18 protein-coding genes are annotated in these 24286 nt (G+C 64.7%); 5 read left to right on the forward strand and 13 right to left on the reverse strand.

The window, feature by feature from the left end; all coding sequences use genetic code 11:
• Positions 1 to 48 precede the first annotated feature (48 nt).
• Positions 49 to 834, forward strand: a complete 786-nt coding sequence (locus HB860_RS05430) for a siderophore ferric iron reductase (protein ID WP_282101162.1) — start codon at positions 49 to 51, stop codon at positions 832 to 834.
• A 70-nt stretch (positions 835 to 904) separates the two neighbouring features.
• Here HB860_RS05430 and HB860_RS05435 read toward each other — a convergent pair whose 3' ends face one another.
• Positions 905 to 1840 (reverse strand): LysR substrate-binding domain-containing protein, encoded by a 936-nt coding sequence (locus tag HB860_RS05435; protein ID WP_247625977.1) that lies wholly within the window; start codon positions 1838 to 1840, stop codon positions 905 to 907.
• A 161-nt stretch (positions 1841 to 2001) separates the two neighbouring features.
• On the opposite strand from HB860_RS05435, the gene metE reads away from it, so the two are divergent.
• Together metE and HB860_RS05445 are read left to right on the forward strand one after the other, a co-directional pair.
• Positions 2002 to 4266: a 5-methyltetrahydropteroyltriglutamate--homocysteine S-methyltransferase gene (gene metE, locus HB860_RS05440; RefSeq protein WP_247625978.1), complete on the forward strand. Its 2265-nt coding sequence runs from the start codon at positions 2002 to 2004 to the stop codon at positions 4264 to 4266.
• Between the two features lie 341 nt (positions 4267 to 4607).
• Positions 4608 to 5729 carry an HPP family protein gene (locus HB860_RS05445; protein ID WP_247625979.1) on the forward strand — a complete coding sequence of 374 codons (1122 nt, stop codon included), beginning with the start codon at positions 4608 to 4610 and terminating at the stop codon, positions 5727 to 5729.
• Between the two features lie 56 nt (positions 5730 to 5785).
• Here the strand turns inward: HB860_RS05445 and HB860_RS05450 are convergent, their stop codons facing one another.
• Positions 5786 to 7717 (reverse strand): amidohydrolase, encoded by a 1932-nt coding sequence (locus HB860_RS05450; RefSeq protein WP_247625980.1) that lies wholly within the window; start codon positions 7715 to 7717, stop codon positions 5786 to 5788.
• Positions 7718 to 7900: 183 nt separating this feature from the next.
• On the opposite strand from HB860_RS05450, the gene HB860_RS05455 reads away from it, so the two are divergent.
• Positions 7901 to 8599: a TetR/AcrR family transcriptional regulator gene (locus HB860_RS05455; RefSeq protein ID WP_162519134.1), complete on the forward strand. Its 699-nt coding sequence runs from the start codon at positions 7901 to 7903 to the stop codon at positions 8597 to 8599.
• 53 nt (positions 8600 to 8652) lie between these two features.
• Here HB860_RS05455 and HB860_RS05460 read toward each other — a convergent pair whose 3' ends face one another.
• From HB860_RS05460 to nrfA, 11 genes are all read right to left on the reverse strand, one after another.
• Positions 8653 to 9906: a D-amino acid dehydrogenase gene (locus HB860_RS05460; RefSeq protein WP_247625993.1), complete on the reverse strand. Its 1254-nt coding sequence runs from the start codon at positions 9904 to 9906 to the stop codon at positions 8653 to 8655.
• Between the two features lie 81 nt (positions 9907 to 9987).
• Positions 9988 to 10182, reverse strand: a complete 195-nt coding sequence (locus HB860_RS05465) for a hypothetical protein (protein ID WP_247625981.1) — start codon at positions 10180 to 10182, stop codon at positions 9988 to 9990.
• A gap of 43 nt (positions 10183 to 10225) precedes the next feature.
• Positions 10226 to 11146, reverse strand: coding sequence for a D-alanyl-D-alanine endopeptidase (gene pbpG, locus HB860_RS05470; protein ID WP_247625982.1), 921 nt, complete (start codon positions 11144 to 11146; stop codon positions 10226 to 10228).
• 354 nt (positions 11147 to 11500) lie between these two features.
• Complete coding sequence (locus HB860_RS05475; RefSeq protein WP_247625983.1) at positions 11501 to 11953, reverse strand: NUDIX hydrolase; 453 nt, start codon at positions 11951 to 11953, stop codon at positions 11501 to 11503.
• 91 nt (positions 11954 to 12044) lie between these two features.
• Positions 12045 to 13226 carry a heme lyase NrfEFG subunit NrfF gene (gene nrfF / locus HB860_RS05480; RefSeq protein ID WP_247625984.1) on the reverse strand — a complete coding sequence of 394 codons (1182 nt, stop codon included), beginning with the start codon at positions 13224 to 13226 and terminating at the stop codon, positions 12045 to 12047.
• The gene (locus HB860_RS05485) at positions 13223 to 13786 is read right to left on the reverse strand and encodes a DsbE family thiol:disulfide interchange protein (protein WP_247625985.1); all 564 of its coding nucleotides are present in this window, start codon (positions 13784 to 13786) and stop codon (positions 13223 to 13225) included. Before HB860_RS05485 ends, nrfF begins: the two co-directional genes overlap by 4 nt.
• The gene (gene nrfE / locus HB860_RS05490) at positions 13783 to 15732 is read right to left on the reverse strand and encodes a heme lyase NrfEFG subunit NrfE (protein WP_247625986.1); all 1950 of its coding nucleotides are present in this window, start codon (positions 15730 to 15732) and stop codon (positions 13783 to 13785) included. The genes HB860_RS05485 and nrfE overlap by 4 nt, the downstream gene beginning before the upstream one ends.
• A gap of 329 nt (positions 15733 to 16061) precedes the next feature.
• Positions 16062 to 17015: a cytochrome c nitrite reductase subunit NrfD gene (nrfD, locus tag HB860_RS05495; protein ID WP_247625987.1), complete on the reverse strand. Its 954-nt coding sequence runs from the start codon at positions 17013 to 17015 to the stop codon at positions 16062 to 16064.
• A 266-nt stretch (positions 17016 to 17281) separates the two neighbouring features.
• Positions 17282 to 17962, reverse strand: coding sequence for a cytochrome c nitrite reductase Fe-S protein (gene nrfC, locus HB860_RS05500; RefSeq protein ID WP_247625988.1), 681 nt, complete (start codon positions 17960 to 17962; stop codon positions 17282 to 17284).
• Positions 17959 to 18555, reverse strand: coding sequence for a cytochrome c nitrite reductase pentaheme subunit (nrfB, locus tag HB860_RS05505; RefSeq protein WP_247625989.1), 597 nt, complete (start codon positions 18553 to 18555; stop codon positions 17959 to 17961). Before nrfB ends, nrfC begins: the two co-directional genes overlap by 4 nt.
• Before the next feature lie 51 nt (positions 18556 to 18606).
• Positions 18607 to 20049 carry an ammonia-forming nitrite reductase cytochrome c552 subunit gene (nrfA, locus tag HB860_RS05510; protein WP_247625990.1) on the reverse strand — a complete coding sequence of 481 codons (1443 nt, stop codon included), beginning with the start codon at positions 20047 to 20049 and terminating at the stop codon, positions 18607 to 18609.
• Positions 20050 to 20789: 740 nt separating this feature from the next.
• Between nrfA and HB860_RS05515 the strand changes: the two genes are divergently transcribed.
• Positions 20790 to 24286, forward strand: a 3497-nt coding sequence (locus tag HB860_RS05515; RefSeq protein ID WP_247625991.1) for a retention module-containing protein, incomplete at its 3' end; no start/stop codon positions are given.

The following is a 24286-nucleotide window of genomic DNA, read 5'->3' on the forward strand; positions in this document are numbered from 1 at the left end:
ACCCTGCCTCGCGGCCCAGGCGCCCTGGCGGTGAACACCGAACATGCCCTGCCTCGTGGACTCGGCGCCCTGGCGGTGCACAGCCAGCATAGCCTGCTGGCGGATCATGACGCCCTGTTTGCGGCGGCGGCCGGGCTTATCCCCTCTCTCAAGGGGCGGCTGGCGGGGGAGAGCCCCGCTCTGCTGACGGCCCCCCCTCATGGTGCCCCGAACGAGGTGGCGGCTGCCCTGCATGGCCACTGGCAGCAGGCGCACCCGGAGGCGGGGGCGGCCTACTGGCTGACCCGCAGCTGGGGCATGCTCTGCTGGCAGTCCATCTACCTCGCCATGGTGGCCGTCTATCGGGTGGGTGCCGTGCCCGCCCTGGATCGCATGGGGCAGGGCTATCAGGAGGGGCTGGTGTCCGGCTTCAGCCTGCCGGCGGAGCCCATGATCAAGGGGGAGGTTAAGACCCTGATCAAGGCGGCGGGGGAACGGCTCCAGGCCCACTGGCAGGCATTGTTCGCGCTGCTTGGGGAGGTGCAGCGGCTGCGCCCCGGTTTCGTGCGCCCGCTCCTGGCGGACGATCTGCTGGCGGCCCTGGTGCGGGTGCCGGATTTCTTCGACGAGGTGAGCCCGGCGGTGGTCGAAGCCCATGCGCCGCTCTGGCTCGCCGCCTGCGGCCTGCCCGCCGGGCATCTGGCGGGCTGGCGCCCGGCCTCGCTCCCCCGGGATGAGGCCTTCCCTGGCTATGTGCGCCAGCGCTGCTGCCTGCACTACAGACGAGGGGATGGGGAGCTTTGCGGCAACTGTCCGAGACGACAGGGGGCCGCCGGCTGCGGCGAGGGATCCTGAGGCGTCAGAGAGCGGGCCCATGGAAAAAAGAGCGTGAACGCCGCCCCTGGGGCGGCGTTTTCATACCCTCTCATTGCTCGGCCATCTGGGTGCGAATGCGCTCGAACAGGCTCTGCAGGCAGGGCTGATCCCGATCAGCGGCCCGCACGGCCCCGTACATATGGCGGCGGATCCCGGTGCCGAGGGGACGCGCCTCTAGCAGGCCCTGGCGCACGAACTCCTCGCTGGCCCAGCGCGGCAGGGCGGCGACACCGAGCCCGGCGGCGGCCATCTGCAGCATGACCGAGGTGTTGTCCACCGGCTTGCAGCGGGCGGGCTCCACCCCGGCGGGTTGCAGGAAGCGGCTGAACACGTCCATGCGGGCCCGCTCCACCGGGTAGACCAGCAGCACCTCGGGTCGCAGATCGTCCGGGGCTATCCGGCCCTGTTGACAGAGGGGGTGATCCGGCGCCATCACCAGGGTGAGATCGAAGGCGAACAGGGGCTCGAAGTGGAGATCCCCGCGCGCCTGCACGTCCGAGGTGAGCAGCAAATCGAGCTGGCCGCCGAGCAGGGCGCTGATGGCATCGAAGCCGGGCACCGACTCCACCTCAAGGGCCACTCCGGGCCACTGGCGGCGAAAGCCCGGCAACAGCGGCAGCAGCCACTGGATGCAGCTGTGGCAATCCAGCGCCAGATGCAGCCTGCCCGCATCCCCGCTGTGCAGGGCCTGCAACTGGCGCTCGGTCTGGGCCAGGGCGGGCAGCACCTGACGAGCCAGGGCCAGCAGATGCTGGCCGGCCGCCGTCAGCACCAGGGGGCGGCTCTTGCGAAGAAACAGCTCCAGATTGAGGCGGGTCTCCAGCTCTTTGAGCTGGTGGGAGAGGGCGGACTGAGTGAGGTTGAGGCTGAGGGCCGCCCCCGCCAGGGAGCCCTGTTCGGCCAGGGCACTGATGGTCTTCAGGTGCTTGAGATCGATGCCAGCGTTGGTGTTCTGATGGCTGGTCGACTGGTTGGGCACACCCATGGCACTGCTCCTTTGTGCGTCAGTTGAGGATTTCTTGAGAGCCAGTTGAAGAGGATTCAATAGCCAAGGTCACCTTATCTCGTCACTCTAGATGTGTAAACATCTGGATGGCCAAATCATCCAGTTTCCCATCAGATGAATGAGCATAAGGAATTGGACCTATGACACGAGCACACACCCTGGGCTTCCCCCGCATCGGCGCCAAGCGCGAGTTGAAATTTGCCCTGGAATCCTACTGGCGTGGCGAGACCACCCAGGCCGAGCTGGTCGCCGTGGGCAAGAGCCTGCGTGAGCGCCACTGGCAGGCGCAGCGCACCGCCGGGGTCAGCCTGCTGCCGGTGGGCGACTTCGCCTGGTACGATCAGGTGCTCGGCACCAGCCTGCTGGTGGACGCCGTGCCTGCCCGTCACCGTCACGGCGACACCGATCTCGACACCCTGTTCCGGGTGGCCCGTGGCCGTGCGCCGACCGGCCCGGCTGCCGCCGCCGCCGAGATGACCAAGTGGTTCAACACCAACTACCACTACCTGGTGCCCGAGTTCAGCCGCGATCAGCGCTTCAAGCTGGGCTGGAGCCAGCTGTTTGACGAAGTCGAAGAGGCCAAGGCGCTGGGGCTGCCGGTCAAGGCGGTGCTGCTGGGCCCTGTCTCCTACCTCTGGCTCGGCAAGGAGAAAGAGAGCGGTTTCTCTCGTCTGGAATTGCTCGATCGCCTGCTCATCGTCTATCAGGAGATCCTGGCGAAGCTGGCCGCGCAAGGGGTGGAGTGGGTGCAGATAGACGAGCCTGCCCTGGCGCTGGACTTGCCGGACGAGTGGCGTCTGGCCTATCTCAATGCCTATGAGCGCCTGGCCGGCCCCTGCAAGCTGCTGCTCACCACCTATTTCGGCTCGGTCGCCCATCAGCGCGACATCATCACCAGCCTCAAGGTGGACGGCCTGCACCTGGATCTGGTGGCCGCCCCCGAGCAGCTGGAGACGCTGGTGCCGCATTTACCGGCCCAGTGGGTCCTCTCGGCTGGGGTCATCAACGGCCGCAACGTCTGGCGTGCTAACCTGGGCAAGCTGGCGCCGACCCTCAAGGCATTGAAAGAGAAGCTTGGCGAGCGGCTCTGGGTGGCCTCCTCCTGCTCATTGCTGCACAGCCCGGTGGACTTGACCCTGGAGCACGAGCTGGATCCCCAGACCCGCAGCTGGTTCGCCTTCGCCCTGCAAAAGTGCTACGAGCTGGGGCTGCTGGCGGACTATCTCGACGGGGGCGAGCTCGACAAGATCGAGGCCTACAGCCAGCCCATCGTCGATCGGGAGTCCGACAGTCGGGTCCACAAGAAAGCGGTGCAGTCGCGACTCGCCAGCCTCACCAACAGCGACTTCGATCGCCAGAGCGCCTACCCGGTACGGGCGCAGGCGCAGCGCTCGGATCTCAAGCTGCCGCTGCTGCCCACCACCACCATAGGCTCCTTCCCGCAGACCTCCGACATCCGGGTGCTGCGCCAGGAGTGGCGTGCCGGTCGCATCGACGATAGCGCCTACGAGGCGGGCATCCAGGCCCAGATCAAGGATGCGATTGAGCGCCAGGAAGCCATAGGGCTGGACGTGCTGGTGCACGGCGAAGCCGAGCGCAACGACATGGTGGAGTATTTCGGGGAGCTGCTGGACGGCTTTGCCATCACCCGCTTCGGCTGGGTGCAGAGCTATGGCTCCCGCTGCGTCAAGCCGCCGGTGATCACCCGGGACATCGACCGCCCCACCCCCATGACGCTCGAATGGACCAAATTCGCCCAGAGCCTGACCGACAAGCCGGTGAAGGGGATGCTGACCGGGCCCGTGACCATCCTCTGCTGGTCTTTCCCCCGGGAAGACGTGAGCCGCGAGCAGTCCGCCCTGCAGATTGGTCTGGCCATTCGCGACGAGGTGGCTGACCTGGAAGCCGCTGGCATCAAGATCATCCAGATCGACGAGCCGGCGATCCGCGAAGGGCTGCCCCTGCGCAAGCAGGATCACCAGGCCTATCTGGACTGGGCGGTGCGCGCCTTCCGTCTGAGCGCGAGCCCAGTGGTGGACAGCACCCAGATCCACACCCACATGTGCTACAGCGACTTCAACCTCATCATAGAGGCGGTGGCGGCGCTGGACGCGGACGTCATCACCATAGAGACGAGCCGCAGCCAGATGCAACTGCTCGAAGCGTTCGAGCGCTTCAACTACCCCAACGAGATCGGCCCGGGGGTCTACGACATCCACTCCCCGAACGTGCCGAGCCAGGGCTGGATTGAGGACCTCATCCGCAAGGCGGCCAAGCAGATCCCGGCCGACAGGCTCTGGGTCAACCCGGACTGCGGCCTCAAGACCCGCGGCTGGGAAGAGACCGAGGCTGCCCTCAAGGTGATGGTCGATGCCACCAAGGCGCTGCGGGCCGAACTGGCCTGAGCAGCCCATCCAGCTAGCTCGGCAGACAAGGCAAGAGCACTGAGATAACGAGAGAGGGAAGGCGAAAGCCTTCCCTCTTTTTTGCATGATTATCTTAAGCCCCTCAGGGGGGAGCCTGTTGGCAGGCAGGGTGCCGGGCTTTGCGCCCGCGGCCAATCCCGCGTCGACGCCTCGGCCAGCCTGCACCGGTCGAGGGGGATGGCATTGCGATCCCCGATCACCGGATTGAGGTGAGCCGCCCCCGGGATCCGGAGGCCGCGATGACACTCGTGTTGGAACTGGACGGGGGAACTGGCTAGAATTGCGCATTTGAAATAAATGTTATCGTCTTCGGGAGCAGGATGCAGTTCAGGGATTTTTTGCCGGTATCGACCAATACCAGCCTCAAAGAGAGTTGTTACGGCGCCCTCGGCGCCTTCGTCGGTCTGCTGGGCACCGCCCTGCTCTGCCAGTGGGGGCTGGGGCTAGAGGTGCACTGGCTGATCGCCCCCATGGGGGCCTCCGCCGTGCTGCTGTTTGCCGCCCCGGCGAGCCCCCTGGCCCAGCCCTGGTCCATCCTGGTGGGCAACGGGGTCTCGGCCCTGATGGGGGTACTGAGTGCCAGCCTGGTGCCGGACATGGCCCTTGCCTCGGCGCTGGCGGTGATGCTGGCCATCGCCGCCATGTTCCTCACCCGCAGCCTGCACCCGCCCGGCGGCGCCGTGGCCCTGACCGCCGTCATCGGCGGCGAGGGGATCCGGGCGCTCGGGGTCGGCTATGTGCTGCTGCCGGTGCTGCTCAACTCCCTGCTGTTGCTGAGCCTGGGGTTGCTCTACAACCGCGCCCTGGGGCGCCGTTATCCCAATGGCGGCAAGGTGGTACCCAATCGTCACCAGACGGCGGATCCCCAGCCGAGCGCCCGGCTCGCCACCCAGGACATCGACTTTGCCCTGGACAAGCACGGGGAGCTGCTCGACATCAGCCGCCAGGATCTGCAGGAGCTGCTGCAGGAGGCCCAGTTGCACGCCCTGCGGGGGCGAGTGGGCACGGTGCGCTGCCAGGAGGTAATGTCGCGGGATCTGGTGGTGACCTCCCCAGAGGCGTCCGCCATGACGGCCTGGGAGCTGCTCTCTCGCCATCAGATCAAGGCGCTGCCGGTGGCGGACGAGGGGGGCCGGTTGGCGGGCATCATCACCCTGCATGATCTGATGATCGACAGGGCGAGCCGCCAGCCCAGGGGGCGGGAGGCGCTCGAGCAATTGCGGGTGGCGGATCTGATGACCCGGGAGGTGCAGACGGCGCGACGCTACCAGCCCCTCTACGATCTGGTGGAAGCCTTCTCCGACGGGGGCCTGCACCACATGCCAGTGGTGGAAGGGGAGCGGCTGGTGGGCATCATCACCCAGTCCGACATGGTGGCGGCGCTCTTCACCCTGGCCCTGCAACCCGGGCAGGCGGAGGAGTCGCCCGTCTGTGAGCCATAAGAATGAGCCATAAGAGTGAGCCATAAGAAGCGGGCCCCTTGTGGGGCCCGTGTCGTTCAGGGGTTGCGGTAGACGGTCTCCCCCATGAAGACCGTCTGCTCGACCCGGGTCTGGGCAATCTGCTCCGGCGTGCCGGCCTTGACCAGGGCGAACAGGTCCCGGTCCAGCACGATGAAGTCCGCCGACTTGCCCGCCTCGATGGAGCCGGTGATGTCGCCCTGGCGTACCGCCCTGGCGCCGTTGATGGTGTAGGCGGCCAGCATCTCGGCCAGGGAAGTGCGCTGACTGGCCCTGAAGTCGTCGCCGCTGCCGGCCGCCTTCACTATGCCGGCGGCCATGTTCTCGAACGGGCGCGGATCCCGGCTGTCCACCGGGGCGTCGCTGCCCGCCACCAGCACGGCGCCGGCCTGGCGCGAACTCTCGACCGGGTAGAGAGCGTCATGGAGATAGCCCATGGGGTCGTAGATGGCCTCGCTCAGGGACTGTCCCACCCTGGTTGGCTGGATGAAGGGGCTGACCAGCATGTCGTAGGCAAGCTGGGGCGTGGTCCAGGCATAGGTGAAGGTGAGGTAGAGGCCAAGCTCGCCGAGGCGTTTCTGATCGTCCGGGTGCACCACCTGCAGGTGGGCCAGGGTGTGGGGGATGCCGCTGTTCCCGTTGCTGGCGCGGGCCGCCTCCAGGGCATCGAGGGCCACCCGGGTGCTGCGATCGCCGATGCTGTGCATGTGGATGCCAAATCCGGCCCCATCCAGCGCCGTGACGTAACGCGCCAGATCCGCCTCCTTGTAGTTGACTATGCCGTTGCTGCCCGCATCCTCGCTGTCTGCAGTGATGCTCACCTCGCCGCTGTCGGGATCCAGGGCCAGATGGGGATGATGGTAGTTCCCCAGCATGCCGGCATTGGGCAGGAAGGGGGGACTGGTGAAGGGATCCCCCTCCAGCACGCCGTCGAGGAAGATCTTGACCGCATCGGCCTTGATGAGGGGGTTGCCGGCGAAGGCATCGCGCACCTGGTTCGCCTTGGCCAGGTGCCCGTCGATGTCCAGCTTGCCGCTGTAGTCATCCTGGTTGAAGCAGGTGGCGGCGGTGACGCGCATGTGCAGCAGATCCTGGTCCTGCATCTTGAGCAGCCGCCCCCGGATGAAGTCGTTGGCGCAGGCATCCTGTACCCCAGTGATGCCGCGGGAGGCCATCAGCGTCGAGATGGCGGGGAGTATCTTGTCATACTGGGCCTGCGCCTGTTCACCCTCCGCGCTCAGCACCCCGGTGTCGGGGACCGCAATGGCGCTGCGGGCCGCGTCCCGGACCACGCCGGTTGCGAGATCCACATAGGGGATGAAGGCCTCGAACACGCCGCCCGGTGCCAGGGTGGTGGCATTGAAGCCGACCACATTGCCGTCCTCGTCCTGTGCCTGCGCCAGCGCCTGGGAGTTGTAGCCGCCCGCATGGCCGTCGACCCCGGCCAGCATCACGGGGTTGTTCGGCGCCGCCGCATCCAGGGCCGCCAGCAGGGTGGCATGGGTGGCGGTGGGGGTGTTGCCGTCATAGGGCGACCACTGGTTGACCACCAGCCACTCCCCGGGGGCCGGGGCGTAGCGGGGCAGGCACTCGCCGATCTTGGCCGCGAGCTGATCCAGGTTGACGCTCTGGCCGTCCAGATCGCACATGTCGAGCGCCACAGTGCCGAGCAGGTGGATGTGGTTGTCGTGCAGCCCAGGCAGCACCATCCTCCCTTGCAGATCCACCACCTGGGTCGCACTGTTTTGCAAGGCCTCGGCCCCTGCACGGGAGCCCACGTAGGTGAACTTGCCCCCTTGTACCACCATGGCCTCGGCCTGGCTGCGTTGCCCATCCTGGGTGTGGATCTTGCCGTTGAGATAGAGGGTGTTGCCGGGGGGCGGTTCACTGCTGTCTTGCTGGCAGCCGAGCAGGCCGCTCACCAGCAGGGCGATGGCGCCCAGCCTGAGACGGGGGTGTTTGCTATCCATAGCGCGCTCTCCTTGGGTTAATTGCAGTTTTTACTGCAGATATGAGCACTTATGGTTATCGCAGCTATTCTGAAAAATGCCAGTGATTGCTGCACTTTTTTTGACTTGTGTTTACCTTGTCTCATCATGTAGTTATGACAACCAGTCGCCCCCTGGGGGCGGACACCGCATCGGGGGAAGAGAATGTCACAACACGTGCTGCCGGCCGAACTTTGCATGCGGCGCCAACCCAGGCAGCTGCGCAGCCAGGAGGTGGCGAGCCGCATCGAGCAGGCCACCCTGGCCCTGTTGCAGGAGCAGGGGTTTGCGGCCCTCAACACCAATGCCATCGCCGCCCGCGCCGGGGTGGGCATCAAGTCGCTCTACCATCTGTTTCCCAACAAGGAGGCCATCATCTGCCGGCTGGCCCTGGCCTGGCTTTCGGCGGTGTGCGAGGAGCAGGAGATCATCCGCGAGCAGGCCGACAGCTGGCCGCAGACCCTGCTGATGCTGGACGAGGCGCTGGAGGCGCTGGATGAGCGCTTCGTCGGGTACGGGGCGCTGTGGCAGGCGATGGATCTCATTCCTGCCCTGCACGGGGTCGAGCAGGAGCACGAGGGGCGACAGATCACCTTCTGGTCCGAGCGGCTGCGCCACTTTGGCTGCCGCTGGCCCGAGCCCGAGCTCACCACCCTGGTGCGCTATTTCTACCGGACCGCGGACGTGGCCAAGCAGTGCACCAAGGGGCAGGGGGAGGCGGGGGCGCAGCTGTGGCTGCTGCACAGACGCTGGAGCGAGCAGCTGATGATGGCGGCCATCGAAGAGCCGGATCCCGCCCGGGTCTGGCAGTCGATGCCGGGGCTGGCGCCGGGTGGCCCGGTCCCTGCAAAAGGGGGCGAATAAAGAGAGGGAGTGCCAGGCACTCCCTCTGTTGCATCTGGCGTTGCGCCCTGGGGCTAGCCGTAGCGGGCCAGGGTAAGCCCCTCGTCGCTGATGGCGGGGGCGCTGCCCGAGATGAGATCGGCCAGCAAGCGGCCCGAGCCTGCCGCCATGGTCCAGCCCAGGGTGCCGTGACCGGTGTTGAGCCAGAGCCCGGGAATGGGGCTTGGACCCACCAGGGGCGTGCCGTCCGGGGTCATGGGGCGCAGCCCGGTCCAGAACTCGGCCCGGGGGAGATCGCCCCCCTCGGGGAAGAGATCCCTCACCACCATGGCCAGGGTGTCGTGGCGTCTGGGGTTGAGCGCCAGATTGAAGCCGCTGAGCTCGGCCATGCCGCCGACCCGGATCCGCTCGTCGAAGCGGGTGATGGCCACCTTGTAGGTTTCGTCCAGCACTGTGCTGCGCGGCGCCCCGGCGGCGTCCGTCATCGGCAGGGTGAGGGAGTAGCCCTTGACCGGGTAGACGGGGAGCTCTATCCCGAGTGGGCGCAGGAAGCCGGTGCCATAGCTGCCCAGGGCGCAGACGATGGCATCGGCCTGCCAGCGCCGCTCACCGGCACGGACCGCCACGGCCCGTCCCTGGGCGAGTTCAACCTCGTCGATGGGGCAGTCGAAGACGAACTCCACCCCGAGGCGCGCCGCCTCCGCCGCCAGGGCCTGGGTGAAGCGGAAGCAGTCCCCCGTCTCGTCCCCCGGCAGGCGCAGGCCCCCCACTATCTTGCCGCGTACCCGCGCCAGGGCGGGCTCCACCTCTTCACAGCCGCTGGCATCCAGCGCCTCATAGGGCACGCCGTACTCTTCCAGCACCTCGATGTCCCGCTTGCTGGCCTCACACTGGGCCGTGCTTCGAAACAGCTGCAGGGTGCCAAGCTGGCGGCCTTCGTAATCCAGCGCCAGCTCGTCGCGCAGCAACTTCATGCAGTCCCGGCTGTATTCGGCCAGGCGCACCATGCGCCCCTTGTTGGTGGCATAGGCCGCCGGGGTGCAGTTGGCGAACATCTTCAGCATCCAGCGCAGCTGGAAGGGATCCGAGGTGGGGCGTACCGTGAAGGGGGCGTGCTTTTGCAGCAGCCATCTGGCCGCCTTGAGCGGGATGCCCGGGGCCGCCCAGGGGGAGGCATAGCCGGGGGAGATCTGACCCGCATTGGCATGGCTGGTCTCCAGCGCCACCCCGCCGCGTCGCTCCAGCAGGGTCACCTGATGGCCCGCCTTGGCCAGATACCAAGCGCTGGCCACCCCTATCACCCCACCCCCCAATACGACTATCTTCATCACGTCATCCTTGCCATTGAACATACCAGATTGAATCCTTCGGCAACCCGGGTACAGCAGACCGGGGTTGCGGGCTGGGCATCACGTTATCATCGGCAGCGGGATCAGCAAATCCGCTTGCTTGAAAATGTGATTTATCACTGCGTTAACATTTATCGCCAGTGTTTCATCATCGCTTTTCATGCCTTGCTGATGTTTGCTGCTGGAAATGGAAGGGGCGATCCTTGCCATCGGCGCAAGGGTCAGGGGAGGGGCAGGAGCCAGGAGGTCGGCCACAAAAAAACCGCAGGCGAGCGGCCTGCGGTCCGGGGAGACCCGCTTATTGCGCCGAGAAGAGCTTGGGGCGCGGGGTGGACTGGGCGGTCAGGGTCATGCGGCCCGAGGTTTCCAGCCAGGTTCTGATCTTCTTGGCGTCGGCCACCCGCTCATCCGTGGTGTTGGCGTGAAGCAGCACCATGACCACGGGCTCATTGTTGACCCGGGTGTCCATCACCAGGCAGCGGCCCGCCTCGCGGATGTAGCCGGTCTTGGAGACCATGATGGGCCAGCTCCCTTCCCGCACCAGGCGGTTGGAGTTGTGGTACTGCATCTGGCGTTTGCCGTTGCGCACCAGTCTGTGCTCTGTGGTGGAGTACTGGCGGATCAGCGGGTAGCTGGAGGCGCTGGCCACCAGCTTGGCGAGATCGTGGGCGCTGGAGACATTGCGGGGGTTGAGCCCGGTACTGTCGGCGAAATGGGTGCTCCACATGCCGAGCATGCGGGCCTTGGCGTTCATCGCCTCGATGAAGGCGCGGCGGCCGCCGGGGTAGTGTCTCGCCAGGGCCGAGGCGGCCCGGTTTTCCGACGACATCAGGGCGATGTGCAGCATGTCGGCGCGACTGAGGCGGGAGCCTATGGCCAGGCGGGAGCCGGTGCCCTTGATCCTGTCCACATCGTCCATGGTGACGGTGAGCATCTCGTTGAGGCGCTGGTTGCCATCCAGCACCACCAGCGCCGTCATCAGCTTGGTGATGGAGGCGATCGCCATCACCCGGTTGGCGTTGCGTTCAGCCAGGATCTCCCCGGTTCTGGGATTGGCAACCACGAAGGCATCGGATCCCAGGGCGAGATTGGTGCGTGGTGCTATCAGGCTGTTGGTGGAGGAGGAGGTCGCAGAAAACGGGTTGGCATGGGCGCTTTCCATGCTGGCGGGAAGAAGGAAGGCGCCGAGCAGCAGGGGAAGAAAAGGACGAAGGTTCATGGTTTGGCTCTACTACGACTGACAGGGACATTTGGCTAAGTTATATGACGGTAATTGACGCTTCACAACGTCTGACGGCCCGATATTTCCATTTTATGGGATGGCTCACCTTGAAATAGCCGAATTCATGGCTATGGCGCCCTCTCACGGGATTCATAATGAGCCACATCTGGCGCGTACATTGGCCGGGTTCCGCCCGTCATGGGGCGCACTATATGCCCTTTCTGGCCCATCATTGCTACTCTTTTTGCGCCTTCCGGGGCGGTATCGGGTCGAACGCACCATTAATCCCCTTTGTGGCGGTGAAGAGGGGCGCCGGCAGGGGGCTGCGAGGGAGCTGTCAGCCGACCCGGATCAGCGCAGTGCCACCCTCATCAGCGGCGAGGGGCGGCGCGCCACAAAATGGTGCCAGACATGGTCATAGAGCGCCTGCTGTCCGGGAAAGCTCACCAGCGCCTTGGCCTCGGTGAGCGAACACCAGCGATACTCGGTGTGCTCGTCGTTGAGAGTGATCGCTTGATTGGGCGGGCAATAGACCACAAATACCGGCACTACCTCCACCGTATTTGAAGTACTTTCGTAAAATTGTTCCAGATAATGGGCTGTGTATAACTCGCAAACCGTGATACCCGTCTCCTCGCCAAACTCGCGCACTATGGTCTGCCAGCCGGTTTCACCCGCCTCGACCGTGCCCGCCACATGACACCAGAAGCCCCCTTTGACCCTGTTCATCAGCAGCATCTTTATCTGGCCATCGATGTTCGATAGCGCCACTCCGGCAACGGCGTGGCAGCGAATAGGGATCATGCATCTACCTTGTCATTGTGAAATCACGGTTTGCATTATGGGGTTGTTCGGTGCCCCTTGCCCCCTTTTCTGCGTCCCGCCCTGTCCCCGGCTAGCCCCCCATTATTCTTGCCGTCTGGATCGCCTCAATCAGCGCGGCCCGGTTGATGCGGGGGCGCTCGCTGTCGAGCAGCTGCTGCCACAGGGCTATCGCCTGGCTGTAGCGACCGTGCAGGAAGTGATCGGAGGCGAGCAGCATCAGGGAGCTCACTTCCCCCTTGTCCTGCTTGAGGGCGCTGCCCAGCAGGCGCTCGGCCTCGGGGGTGAGCCGCTGACCCGCCTGGTAGTAGATCACTGTGGCTTGCGCGGCCTGGGTCGCCGCGCTGGCGCCCCCCTCCAGCAGGGCCAGACGCTGGTAGGCGAGCAGGGCGTTGTCGTACTCGTCCCGATAGAGATACAACTGGCCGAGCTCGGCCCAGGCCTCTAGATCTTCGGGGTTGCGTTGCAGCTGCTGGTGCAGGGCGCCGAGCGCCTTGTCCTGCAGATCCCGCGGGCTCAACCCCGCCAGGGGATCGGGGCGGGATTGATAGGCCTGCCAGGCCTGGTAGCGGCCGCTGGCGGCATAAATGCCGGCCACAGCGCCTAGCGCCACTATCCCAAGCAGCAGCAGGGCGCGCGCGTGCCGCCCGCTGCGGCCGGGGGCCTGGGTCAGCCGATCGCGCAGGGCCAGCTCGGCGACAGGCGTGGCATGGGCAAGGTGAGTGGTGGCCAGCTCCCGATAGAGGGGATCATGGGGAGGGAGGCCAGCCTGCTCCCTTGCCATGATGAGGCGATTCAATGCGCTGCGGGGATCTCTCTCACTCAGATTGACCCTGTCATCGGGCGGAGTGGCCTGCTCCCCTCTGGCCTTCAGGCGGCGACGAAGGAGCCTCAGCGCCAGCCCCAGCAGCAGCAGGGGTCCTCCCCACAGCAGTACCGTGCTGCCCTTGAAGGGGGGATCGTAGCGCACGAAATCGCCGAAGCGCTCCGTCATGCGGGCGATCACCTGCTCATCGCTCTGCCCTTCGTCCACCCAGCGGTAGACCTCGAGCCGCAGATCCCGGGCGATGGGGGAGTTGGACTCCACCAGATTCTGGTTCTGGCACTGGGGGCAGCGCAGGGCGCGGGCGAGATCCTGGGCCCGGGCTTGCAACTCGGGGTGCTGGAACTGATAGGTATCGACTCCGCTGGCCAAGGCCCCAAGGCTCAATGCCAGCAAGAGCGGCGCGATCAGGGCGTGGCCGAGACGGCTCATGGTTTACTCTCCCGTACTTGCTCCAGGTTAGGGGTTTTGCTGCGAGCCTTGGCAAGCAGGGGCGCAAACTGGCGCTGCCAGACCTCCTTGGTGATCTCCCCCGTGTGGCGGCTGAGCAGGGTGCCATCGGCGGCAAAGAGATAGGTCTCCGGCGTGCCGTAGACGCCGAGCTCCATTGCCAGCTTGCCATCGGGGTCGGCCAGCACGGTGCGATAAGGGTTGCCCGCCTGCGCGAGCCAGGCGCGGGCGGCATCCCCCTTGTCCCGGTAGTTGAGGCCGTAGAGGGGCACGGCGCTGGCCAGCTCACTGAGCAGCGGGTGCTCGGCGCGGCAGCTCGGGCACCAGCTGGCCCAGACGTTAAGCACAAAGGGCTCCCCCTTGAGGCTGGCGGTCTGGATAAGGCCCCCATCCAGCAGATTGTCGCTCTGCCAGGGGGGCAGGGTGCGCCCAGCGACGGCCTCATCCTGGCTGTAGGGATTGTTGCCCAGGCCGAGCCAGAGCAGGGCGCCGAGGCCTAGGGTGACTATCAGGGGGAGGAAGAGACGCAGGCGCGGGCTCATGGTGCCTCCTGTTGGCGCAGGGACTGCGGGATCCTGGCTGGACGGGATGCCAGCAAGGGCTTGCGCCCCAGCAGGCGCAGGGCGCCGCCCGCCATCATCAGCAGGCCCCCGAGCCAGATCCAGCGCACCAGCGGTTTATGGTGCAGCCGCATGGCATAGGCCTCCGGCCCCATCTTCTCGCCGAGCACTACGTAGAGATCGCCAAAGAGCCCCCAGGCAATGCCGGGCTCGTTCATGTTCATGGTGCGCACGCTGTAGTGGCGTCGCTCGGGGGTGAGCCTGGCCACCTCGAGACCCTCCTTGTACACGCTCAGGGTAATGCGCTCGGCGGTGTAGTTGGGGCCGAGCAGGGGCTCGCTCCCCTCGTAACGAAATTCATAGGCACCGAGGCGATAGGGGCGCTCAGCAGAGAGCACAGTGCCTCCCTCCTGGCTGTGGTGACTCACCTGAGCGATGCCGAGGGCGCAGACCGCCACCCCGAGGTGGGCCAGCAGGCTTCCCAGCCGGCTGGCGCTCAGGTCGCGAGTCTTGAATGAGAAATTGAGCAGCAGGCTCGCGATGAGCCAGAAGCTCGCCATATTGGCGAGGATGCCGCTCCAGCCCATGGACCCCTGTTCGCGATAGCCGAGGCTGAGCAGGCCGCCCCCCAGCAGGCCGAGCAGGGGCGGCAGCAGCGTCCCGAGGGGGGAGACCCTGGCAAGGCGCTGCCAGCGCAGGCGCGGGATCTGGGTCATCAGCCCCATCAGGCAGAGCGCCAGCGGCACGAAAACAGCGTTGAAGTAGGGGGCACCCACCGAGAGCGAGCCCAGATGGAGTGACTGGAACACCATGGGGTAGAAGGTGCCGAGCAGCACGCAGGCGCAGGCCACGCAGAGCAGCAGTATGGCAGCGCCGAGCAGCCCCTCCTTTGACCAGAAACCGAAGCGGGCATAGGGGGCGCGAATGTCCGCCCGCAGGGCAAACAGGGTGAGTGCCGTGGTCAATAGCAGCCCGAGCAGCAACAAGAGGGTGAGGCCGCGGTCGGGATCCACCGCGAAGGCGTGCACCGAGGTGAGCACCCCGGAGCGCACCACGAAGGTGCCGAGCAGGCTCAAGGCAAAGGTGAAGATGGAGAGCAGCAGCACGCCGTGACCGTAGGCGCCGCGTCGCTCGCAGACGATGAGGGCATGCAAGAGGGCGGTGCCCAGCAGCCAGGGCAGCAGGGAGGCGTTTTCCACCGGATCCCAGAACCACCAGCCGCCCCAGCCGAGCTCGTAATAGGCCCACCAGGAGCCCAGCACTATACCGGCGGTGAGAAACACCCAGGAGCCGAGCGCCCAAGGGCGGCTCCAGTGGGCTACGGCGCCATCGAGCCGACCCGAGTGCAGCGCCGCCATGGCGAAGGCGAAGTTGACCGCAAAGCCGACATAGCCGAGATAGAGCAGGGGCGGGTGGATGATAAGGCCGATGTCCTGCAGCATGGGGTTGAGATCGCGCCCCTCCAGCGGTCCGGGGAACTGGCGGTCAAACGGGCTGGAGAAGATCAGGGTATAGAGGGCAAAGAGCCCCACGATCAGCCCCATGATGGCCAATACCCGGGTTGTGATCAACGGATCGACCCGCTTCGAGCAGAGCGCTACCAGGGCGCCCCACAGCCCCAGCGCAAAGACGAAGAACAGCATGGAGCCCTCGTGACCGCCCCACACGGCGGCCAGTTTGAAGCCCAGGGGCAGGGCGCTGTTGGCATGCTGGGCCACATAGGTGAGGGTGAAGTCATCCTGGCCAAAACAGCTGGCGAGCAGCAGCAGGGCGGCCCCCAGCAGAGCGGCATTGCTCAGCGCCAGCGGCGTGACGCAGCGCAGCAGCGCGGGGGAGGCGAGCCGCAAGCCCAGCCAGGGCAGGGTGCCCTGCAACAGGGAGAGCGCCGCTGCCAGCAGCAGTGAGAGATAGCCGAGCTCCGCCAGCACACAACCTCCGGTTCAATCTTTGATCTCATTCATGTCATGACACACAGGCCGCGTCGTCTCCCTTTGGCGGAGAACATTGCCAAGCAACGGGTGTGGCATCACCAGAAATTCATTGGGCCAGCAACAAGCCAGCGCCAGTCACCCGAGGGCGGCTGGCGCTGGTCCCCAGCTTTAATAACCGGTTCACGATCCGTCGCGAGAGGTCGGAAGCTCGTTAAAGAGCTGCGCGAACCAGAGCGTATAGACATACGTGAGCGCTCTTAATTGCAAACACGCGAGCAGCACATGAGCCTTGATCACGGCCTCGCAACAGGAGCGTGAACCGGTTTTTAAACTACCGTCATCTGGCCGGCATAAAGCACGAAGTAACGCAGCAGCAGTATCCCCACCAGGGTCAGACAGCAGATCAGCACCAGATGGCTGTTGCGCTCCCGCAGGGGCGCTGGGGTCAGCAGAGCCAGCAGCTGGGGCAGCAGCATGCCGATGCCCACCACCCCGAGCCAGAACACCTGGGCCCAGAAGCCGCCGCCGATGGCAGCCCACATGGCCATCTCCTTCTGGCCGCCACCGAAGTAGAGGCCGGTAAAGAAGCAGACCAGCAGCAACACCTCCACCGCCAGCACCGGCCGCTCGAAGCGGTGGACAAAGCTCACCCCCTGGCTGTGATGGTTCTCCTTGAACAGGGTGACCGCCAGCAAGATGGTGGAGGCGATGCCGGAGCTGACGCCGGAGACGAGGAACAGCACCGGCAGCACAGGGTTGTTCAACAGCGGATAGGTCTTGAGCGCCGACAGCAGAAAGCCGGTGTAGGCCCCCAGCAGCACGGCGAGCAGCAACAAGAGCGGTGCCAGCAGACGCTCGAAACGAGCCAGCAAGCCTATCAGCCCATCCACAAAGGCGAACTTCTCTTTTAGCAGCCGGCTGCGCAGCCCCTCGAACTCGGTGCGAAACACCACCGCCAACCAGGCGAACAGCACCGCCATATAGACCTGGAACAGCATGACCCCCATGGACATCACGGAGTCGAACTGGTAGTGGAACATCAGCTTCCAGAAGGTCCAGGGGCGGGCCAGGTGGAAGATGAGGATGAGTAACCCCAGTACCACGCTCGCGGGCGCCAGAATAGCGGTCGCCTTGATGATGCCGCTCTCGCTGCCGGCCCCCTGGCGGCGCAGCAGCACCGAGAGGGTGGTGGCCCCGGCGGAGATGCCGAGCAGAAAGAGATAGATGGCGATGGGCCAGTCCCACACCAGCGAGGGGAAGTGAAATGCGTCATGCCACATGATCCATTCCTCCTTCTGTTACTGCGGTAGATGGCGATCGGACAAATCCCCACACCAGCGAGGAGAAGTGAAATGCGTCATGCCACATGGTCATTCCCTCCATCGGTTATTGCCGGGGTAGATGGCGATGGGACAAATCCCCACATCAGCGAGGGGAAGTGAAATGCGTCATGCAACATGATCCATTCCTCCTTCTGTGACTGCGGTAGATGGCGATCGGACAAATCCCCAGACAAGGGAGGGGAAGTGAAATGCCGCTTGCATGGTCATGACGTTATCTCCCCTTTGGGCACGCGGTACATCTTGGGCGAGGTGCCGAGTGCCTGCTTGTAGCGATAGATGGTCTCCTTCACCAGCCGTTTGGCGATGGGGCTGCCCGGGTCATCCAGATTGCCGAACACCAGTGCCCTGGTGGGGCAGGAGGCCACGCAGGCCGGCTCCTTGCCCGCCGCCAGGTTGGTCTTGCGGCAAAAGTCGCACTTGTCGGCAACCTTGGTCACAGGGTTGATAAAGCGCACCTGATAGGGGCAGGCGGCCAGACAATACATGCAGCCGACGCACAAGTCCGGGTTGACGTCGACGATGCCATCCTCCTTGCGGATATGGGAGGCACCGGTCGGGCAGACGTGCACGCAGGGGGCGTTGTTGCAGTGCTGGCACGATTTGCGAAAGAAGCGGTAGTCGGCGTCGGGAAATTCTCCGATGGGGCCGGAGCGGATGATCTCGAGGCGCGAGACCCCTTCCGGTACCTTGTTCACCTCCCGGCAGGCATCCATGCAGGCGGTGCAGCCGATGCAGGCCGTCTCGTCATGGAGCATGCCGTAGCGCACTCCGTCTATGGTCTGGCTGTGGGCGAGGCTGGCAGCGCCGGCGCGCACCGGGCCCGTCATCATGATGAGGGCCCCCGCGCCCATCCCCGCCATGAAGTCACGACGAGAGCAACTCATGGTGCCTCCTTGCCCGCATTGACCTGCAGGCCGACCGCCTTGGCTTGATGCTGCTTGCTGTGGCAGTCGACGCAGAGCTTGATGCGGGACTTCTCCGGAATCGCCACCATGGGCTCCCTGGCCGGGTGCAACTGGTGGCAGCTGGTACAGCTGAGTTTGGTGGCGTGCACGTCGTGGGTCCAGAGCGCCTCGCGCAGGGGCCCCGGCTCGTGACAGCTCATGCAGACCCCGTTCTGCTCGGCGATGGGGTAGGTCCCGGTGCTCTGCTTGTTGTTGAAGCTGTCGCTAAAGCGCATCACGTCCTTGACCCCTTCCCTGTGCTGGGGGGAGGGCTGACCATGGCAGTTGGTGCAGGTGACCGGCGCCAGGTTGTTGGGGTTGGTCGCCTGGCCGTGCTTGCCGTGCATGCCGTATGCCTGCTCCTTGTGGCAGTCGGTACAGGCGGCATCGGGATTGCGCAAAAACTCCACCTCATGTGTGGCAGGGAGGGCCGCAGGGGCGTTCGCCGCATCGGCGGCCTGGCCCTGCAGGCTGGTCAGCAGCATGGCTGCCATCAGCATCAGTCGTAAGAAATCCATTGTTAAATCACCCATAGGAAGCCTCCATCCGGCTGCGGGCCCGACACTGCGGGCCCGCATGCCTCGTCATTGTGCGAGCCGTCCGGCCGCTTTGGCCTCGGCATCCCAGGCGGGGACTGTGGTCTTGAGGAACTGGGCCTTGTCGCTGTTCATCTGCTTCATGTCCATGCCAAGAGCGGCCTGGGCCTTCTCCTTGCTGGAGATGTCAGGAATGGCGATCTCGTGGCTGATCCCCTTGGCGGCCAGCAGACGTGCCAGCTTGGTGCGGGCATCGGCAGCCTTGTCCAGAGCGGTTCCCAGCATGCGCAGCGCCACTTCCGGGGCGTGCATCTGCACCCCGTGGGAGGCGATGGAGAAGTCCCAGCGCCATTGGGCGTGACGGATGTCCTGCAGAATGTCCTTCATTTCGGCCTCGGTAGCGCCGGCATCCCAGGCGGCCTTGGCTTCAAAGTGGGCGTGCACCAGCTGCTTCTCGACCTTGAGCTTGATCTCGGTGACGGCATCCTTGCGCTGCTTGACCACCCCTTGCAGCATCTCCTTGCTCTGGGTGTGGCAGTTGCGGCAGGTCTGGTCGAAGCGATCGAAGGGGTTGCCTACCTTGTGATCGGTGTAGACCTTGCCCTGCTCGTTCTGCACCTTGGGCATGTGGCAGTCGACGCAGGCGACGTTGTTCTGGCCGTGAATACCGGCGCGCCAGGTCTCGTACTCGGGGTGCTGGGCTTTGAGCATGGGGGTCTTGGAGAGGGCATGGGTCCAGTCGGCAAAGCCTATTTCATCGTAATACTGCTCCATCTGCTCAACTGTTGTGCCCTTGTCCCAGGGGAATTTCACCGCCTTGGTGGGGCCGCTGAAGTAGTACTCCACGTGGCACTGGCCGCACACCTGGGACTGCTGATCGAAGCGCCCCTGCTCCTTGAACGGCTTGCCGATGGCGGTCATGGCCCGGTCGGCATAGGGACGGGAGAGGTGCAGGGCAGGCTTGCCCTCCTTGAACTCTTTCGAGGCGGTGTCGTGGCAGTCGGCGCAGCCGATGGTGTTGACGATCTCGGGGCCGCCTTTTGCCCACATCCCCTTGAAGTAGCCATCCTCACCCTTCTCGTCGATGACGCGGGCCACGTCCGGGCCTTTGCAGCTCCAGCAGGCCATGGGCAGTGGACCGTCTTCGGCGGTCTTAGGGGCGCCGGTGCGCAGGGTTTCCCGCACGTCGGTCAGCGCATAGAAGTGACCGCGGGGCTTGTTGTAATCCTTGGAGAAGGGGTAGCCGGCCCAGAGCACCACCATCTGCGGATCTTCCGCCAGGGCGTCGGTGCGCTCGCGGCTCTCGCTGGTGTCTTGCCAACTGCTGAACTGATCGGCGTGATCCTTGGCGAACAGCTCGCTGCGCGCCTCTATCTTGCCCTCGGGGGCGGCCTCGTCTGCCTGCGCCAGCATGCTGGTGCCAAGCAGGGCCGTCAGCAGCAGGGCGGCCAGACCCGGCCGAAATGGCTTGTTATGTGAACCCACGGTCATCACTCCCAGATAAAATGTCCATGCCGAGCCTGACCGTTCCATCTTGGTGCGTGGACATCTGTGCCCATGGTTTATGGACATGGCAGGCCGATTAATTGTTATGACTGCATAGAAAGTATTTTTTATGCATTTGCTCGGGGGGATAATACCAAATGGGTAAAATGGATAATCATTTATCCCTGTGGGAGTTGCGCTAGATCAATTGGCATGGGGGGCTAATGCAAAAAGTGAGATCCAGGTTGAATTATTGAGCCCAATCTGGTGGTTATCCCCGTCACCTCATCCATGGTGATCTGCTGCGGCTGGCCGGCGCCTCGGGGAAGCAGGGGCGTGCCAAAGGGGGGAAGAGCAGGGGAATGGCCTCTTAGGCCAGAGTTATCGCCAAGTAAAAGTGAATATTTATTCTTTATTCCTGCTGGGGATGGAGGACTCACCTTCCCCTGGTGAAATAGTGGGAAAGCCTGGCCGGGGGCGCGCAGGTCAGGAGTTGTCGTATGGATGGGTACCAGGAGAGCCATGTTTTTCATCTGAGGCGTGAAAAAGGGTATCTATCCCGAGATATCCCGTGAATGGCAGCACTTTATTGAATTTAATAGGAAGGTTTACGGCATTTACTTTCGATATTTTCGAAAATGGCGAAGGGATCTGTGCCGACAGAGGCGGTAAAATAGCCGCCTGTCACGGTGACGTCCTGTACCCTTGTGGGTCTGGGCTGTCTGTGTTTACCCGTTGGAGGATGTATGGCTGAGCTGCGAATAGAGAAACCGACTCTTGTTACCCAGGTGGAGGGCACCGTGCTGGTGATGGATGCCGATGGCTCCTTGCACCGCGCCACTCTGGGGATGCAGCTGCTGCCGGGCATGCGCCTGCTCACCGAAGGGGACGGACGCTTCGAACTGGGCGATCCCGCGAAGACCCCGGACGCCGACCAGTCCGAGCTGGCGCAGGCAGAACCGAACGTGGCCATGGATCCCGAGCTGGCCAGCCTGCAGGAGGCCATCCGTCAGGGGGCCGACCCGACCGAGCTGTTTGAGGAGACCGCGGCCGGTAACGCGGCAGCCGCCACGGGGGGCGGTGTGGTCGGCTCCAGCGCCGGCGGCTTCGTGGTGGTGGATCTCAACAGCGAATATACCCTGGCGGAGTCCGGCTTTGACACCGACCATCAGGGCGCCCAGCCAGGGGACGAGCTGCTCTATTCGGAAGATCAGGATCTCCTGGCGGCCATCACCATCACCGAGCCCCAGACCGACGACAACATCATCAACGCCGACGAGGCGGCCGGCGTCATCATTCGCGGCTTTGTCGAGGACGTCGAGGTGGGCCAGACGGTGACCGTCACCCTGATCGATCAGGATGGTAATCGCCTGACCACCACCACAGTGGTGCTGCCGGGCTTCGTCTGGGAGGCAAACTTCGGCGACGTCACCGGCAAGCTGGTGGACGGCCCGCTCACCATAGTGGCCGATACCCAGGATGCGGCCGGCAACCGGGCCAGCGACACCGGTCAGACCCTGCTCGACACCATCACCACCATCACGCTGGATCTCACCGACGAGAGCGACACCGGCGCCAGCCAGGTGGACGATCTGACCCGCGACACCACGCCGCTGCTGCAAGGGAAGGGAGAGCCCGGTGCCACCGTCACCCTGAGCCTCGGCGGCAATGTGCTGACCGTGCTCACCGTGGATGGCAACGGCAACTGGCAATACCAGATCCCCACTACCCTGGCCGATGGTGCCTATGATTTTCGCGTCGATTCTGTGGACATCGCCGGCAACCGGGCCAGCGACACCCTGACCGTCACCGTCGACACCCGTGCCGGCATCGACATCGACGATCTCGACACCCAGAGCCTGCTGGGCCAGGGCAATGTCACCCTGAGCGGCAGCACCACAGAGGTGGAAGCTGGCCAGCGCGTCACCATCACCCTCATCGGCCAGAACGGCCAGACCCTCTATAGCGGCAGCGCCCTGGTGGAGAGCGACGGCCGCTGGCAGCTCAATGGCCTGGATCTCTCCGGCATTCAAGGCCCCTTCGAGGTACGCGCCGAGGTGACGGATCTGGCGGGGAACCGGGTGATCGACGGCGCCCCCCTCATCGGCCAGAGCGATACCCTGACCCTGTCCGAGGCGGATCTGGCCAATGGCCCGGTGAGCGCCACCGGCTCCCTGCACACGGGGGCGGGTCTGGATGGCAACCTGCAGGTGAGTTTCGGCGCCGATCAGAGCGCCCTCGAGCAGCTCGGCCTCACCAGCCAGGGCGCGGCCCTCGGCTACCAGACAAGCGGCCAGACCCTGACCGCGAGCGCGGGGGGCGTCACCGTCTTCACCCTGACCCTGGCCAATGACGGCAGCTATCGCATTGTCTGGAACCAGAGTCTGGATCACGGCCAGGACAGCCAGAGCCTGCCATTCTCCCTCGAATACCGCGACAGCGACGGGGATCTGGTGAGTGCCAATCTCACCCTCAAGCTGGTGGACAGCACGCCGCCGGACTTCACCATAGCCCCCATTTCGCTCACGGAAGACGGCTTCACCCAGCAGGGCGCCGTGGTGGGCCAGAGCGAGTTCGTGGTGGGCCATCAGGCCGATCCCCTGTTGGCGGACTCCCTTGCCTTTGCCGATCAGGCCGCGACGCTCACTCGTCTGAACGGCAGCGGGCTCAGCAGCGACGGCCATGTGCTCAGCTTCGAGTTCGGCAGCGATCGCCTGCTCACCGGCTTTTACATCGATGATCAGGGCAATCGCATTGACGTGATCAAGGCCGAGCTGAGTGCCAGCCAGTCTGGCAGCGACATCGACGGCAAGGTGACCGTTTCCCTCAATGGGCCTCTGGATCACCAGGGCAGCGACAACCTTTCCCTGGGGCTCACCGTCTCGGCCAAGGAGATCGACGGCGACGAGACCCGCGCCGATCTGGTGGTCTCCATCAACGACGGCGTGGATCCGAGCCTTGGCATCGACGGCGGCATCAGCCTGCAGGAAGGGGGCGCCAGCCACTCCCTGGATGGCCAGCTGCCGGTCAATGTGGGCAGCGATCGCCTGGTATCCCTGAACTTCGAGGCAAGCCAGCCTGCCCTGGATGGTCTCACCAGCGGCGGCAAGCCGACCAGCTATCAGGTCAATGGCAACCAGATCACCCTGCTGGATGCGAGTGGCAAGACCATTCTGACCGTGACCCTGGATCTGGACGGCAAGTACCATGTGAAGCTCGATGGCGTGCTGGATCAACCTGTGGGCACCAACAGCGTCAACCTGGGGCTGCAGGTGCAGGGCACCGATTTTGACGGCGACAAGAGCAACCTCGGCACCCTCAATATCCAGATCACCGACGGCGCCTTGCCCCAGGTCGATCCCGTTTCTCTCACCCTGGTGGAGGACAGCGACTGGACGGTCGGTCAGACCCTGACCGGGGATCTCGATATCACCGCCGGCAGCGACCCCCTTGCCAGCATCAGCTTCGATGCCAGCCAACCGGGCCTGCAGAGACTCACCAGCGGCGGCCAACCCGTTGTCATCAGCATCAGCGGCAACAGCATCAGCGGCAGCGTCAACGGCCAGAATGTGTTCACCTTGACCCTTGTTTCGGATCAAACAGGGCAGCAGGGCCACTACGTCTTTACCCTGAACCAGCCGCTGGATCAGGGCAGCGCCGACAGCCTGCTGAAGGCGGGCTTTACCCTCACCGACAGCGATGGAGACAAAGTCTCCTCCACCCTGAGCGTCGCTATCGGCGACGGCGCCAACCCGGTGATCAGCGCCGTGACCGGCACCGCCATGACGGAGGCCAACCAAGGGGCGAAGGATGTGGTCAGCCACATGAGCTTCACCGTGAGCCACGGCTCCGATGCCCTCGATGCAAACAGCCTGAAATTCGACATTTCAGCCATCCAGCAGAGCCTGGATGGTAAATACAGCAGCCACGGCAGCCCGGTAACCTTCACCCTGGATGCCAATGGGGATCTGGTGGGCACCAGCGCGGACGGCCGCGAGGTACTGCGCGCCGAGCTTGATCTGGTGGACAACAACGGCAACTGGAGCGTCACGGCCCAGGTTGTCTTGAGCGCCGAGCTGGATCACCAGGGCAGCGAGTCTTTGGAGCTGCCGCTCACCGTGACCCTGACCGACAAGGACGGGGACAGGGTCTCCACCGACTTGCCGCTCACCATCAAGGATGGCAATGCGCCCGGCTTCGTGGCTGGCCCCGGCGTCAATCTGGATGAGCGTGGGCTCGATGG

The organism is Aeromonas genomosp. paramedia (assembly GCF_023093515.1).
GTDB lineage: Bacteria > Pseudomonadota > Gammaproteobacteria > Enterobacterales > Aeromonadaceae > Aeromonas.

Coding starts and splice junctions, on each gene's coding strand:
- HB860_RS05445 (WP_247625979.1), top strand. CDS start 4,608: ATGCAGTTCAGGGATTTTTTGCCGGTATCGACCAATACCAGCCTCAAA.
- nrfA (WP_247625990.1), bottom strand. CDS start 20,049: ATGACCGTGGGTTCACATAACAAGCCATTTCGGCCGGGTCTGGCCGCC.
- HB860_RS05450 (WP_247625980.1), bottom strand. CDS start 7,717: ATGGATAGCAAACACCCCCGTCTCAGGCTGGGCGCCATCGCCCTGCTG.
- nrfC (WP_247625988.1), bottom strand. CDS start 17,962: ATGAGTTGCTCTCGTCGTGACTTCATGGCGGGGATGGGCGCGGGGGCC.
- HB860_RS05455 (WP_162519134.1), top strand. CDS start 7,901: ATGTCACAACACGTGCTGCCGGCCGAACTTTGCATGCGGCGCCAACCC.
- metE (WP_247625978.1), top strand. CDS start 2,002: ATGACACGAGCACACACCCTGGGCTTCCCCCGCATCGGCGCCAAGCGC.
- HB860_RS05475 (WP_247625983.1), bottom strand. CDS start 11,953: ATGATCCCTATTCGCTGCCACGCCGTTGCCGGAGTGGCGCTATCGAAC.
- nrfB (WP_247625989.1), bottom strand. CDS start 18,555: ATGGGTGATTTAACAATGGATTTCTTACGACTGATGCTGATGGCAGCC.
- nrfD (WP_247625987.1), bottom strand. CDS start 17,015: ATGTGGCATGACGCATTTCACTTCCCCTCGCTGGTGTGGGACTGGCCC.
- nrfF (WP_247625984.1), bottom strand. CDS start 13,226: ATGAGCCGTCTCGGCCACGCCCTGATCGCGCCGCTCTTGCTGGCATTG.
- HB860_RS05485 (WP_247625985.1), bottom strand. CDS start 13,786: ATGAGCCCGCGCCTGCGTCTCTTCCTCCCCCTGATAGTCACCCTAGGC.
- HB860_RS05460 (WP_247625993.1), bottom strand. CDS start 9,906: ATGAAGATAGTCGTATTGGGGGGTGGGGTGATAGGGGTGGCCAGCGCT.
- HB860_RS05435 (WP_247625977.1), bottom strand. CDS start 1,840: ATGGGTGTGCCCAACCAGTCGACCAGCCATCAGAACACCAACGCTGGC.
- pbpG (WP_247625982.1), bottom strand. CDS start 11,146: ATGAACCTTCGTCCTTTTCTTCCCCTGCTGCTCGGCGCCTTCCTTCTT.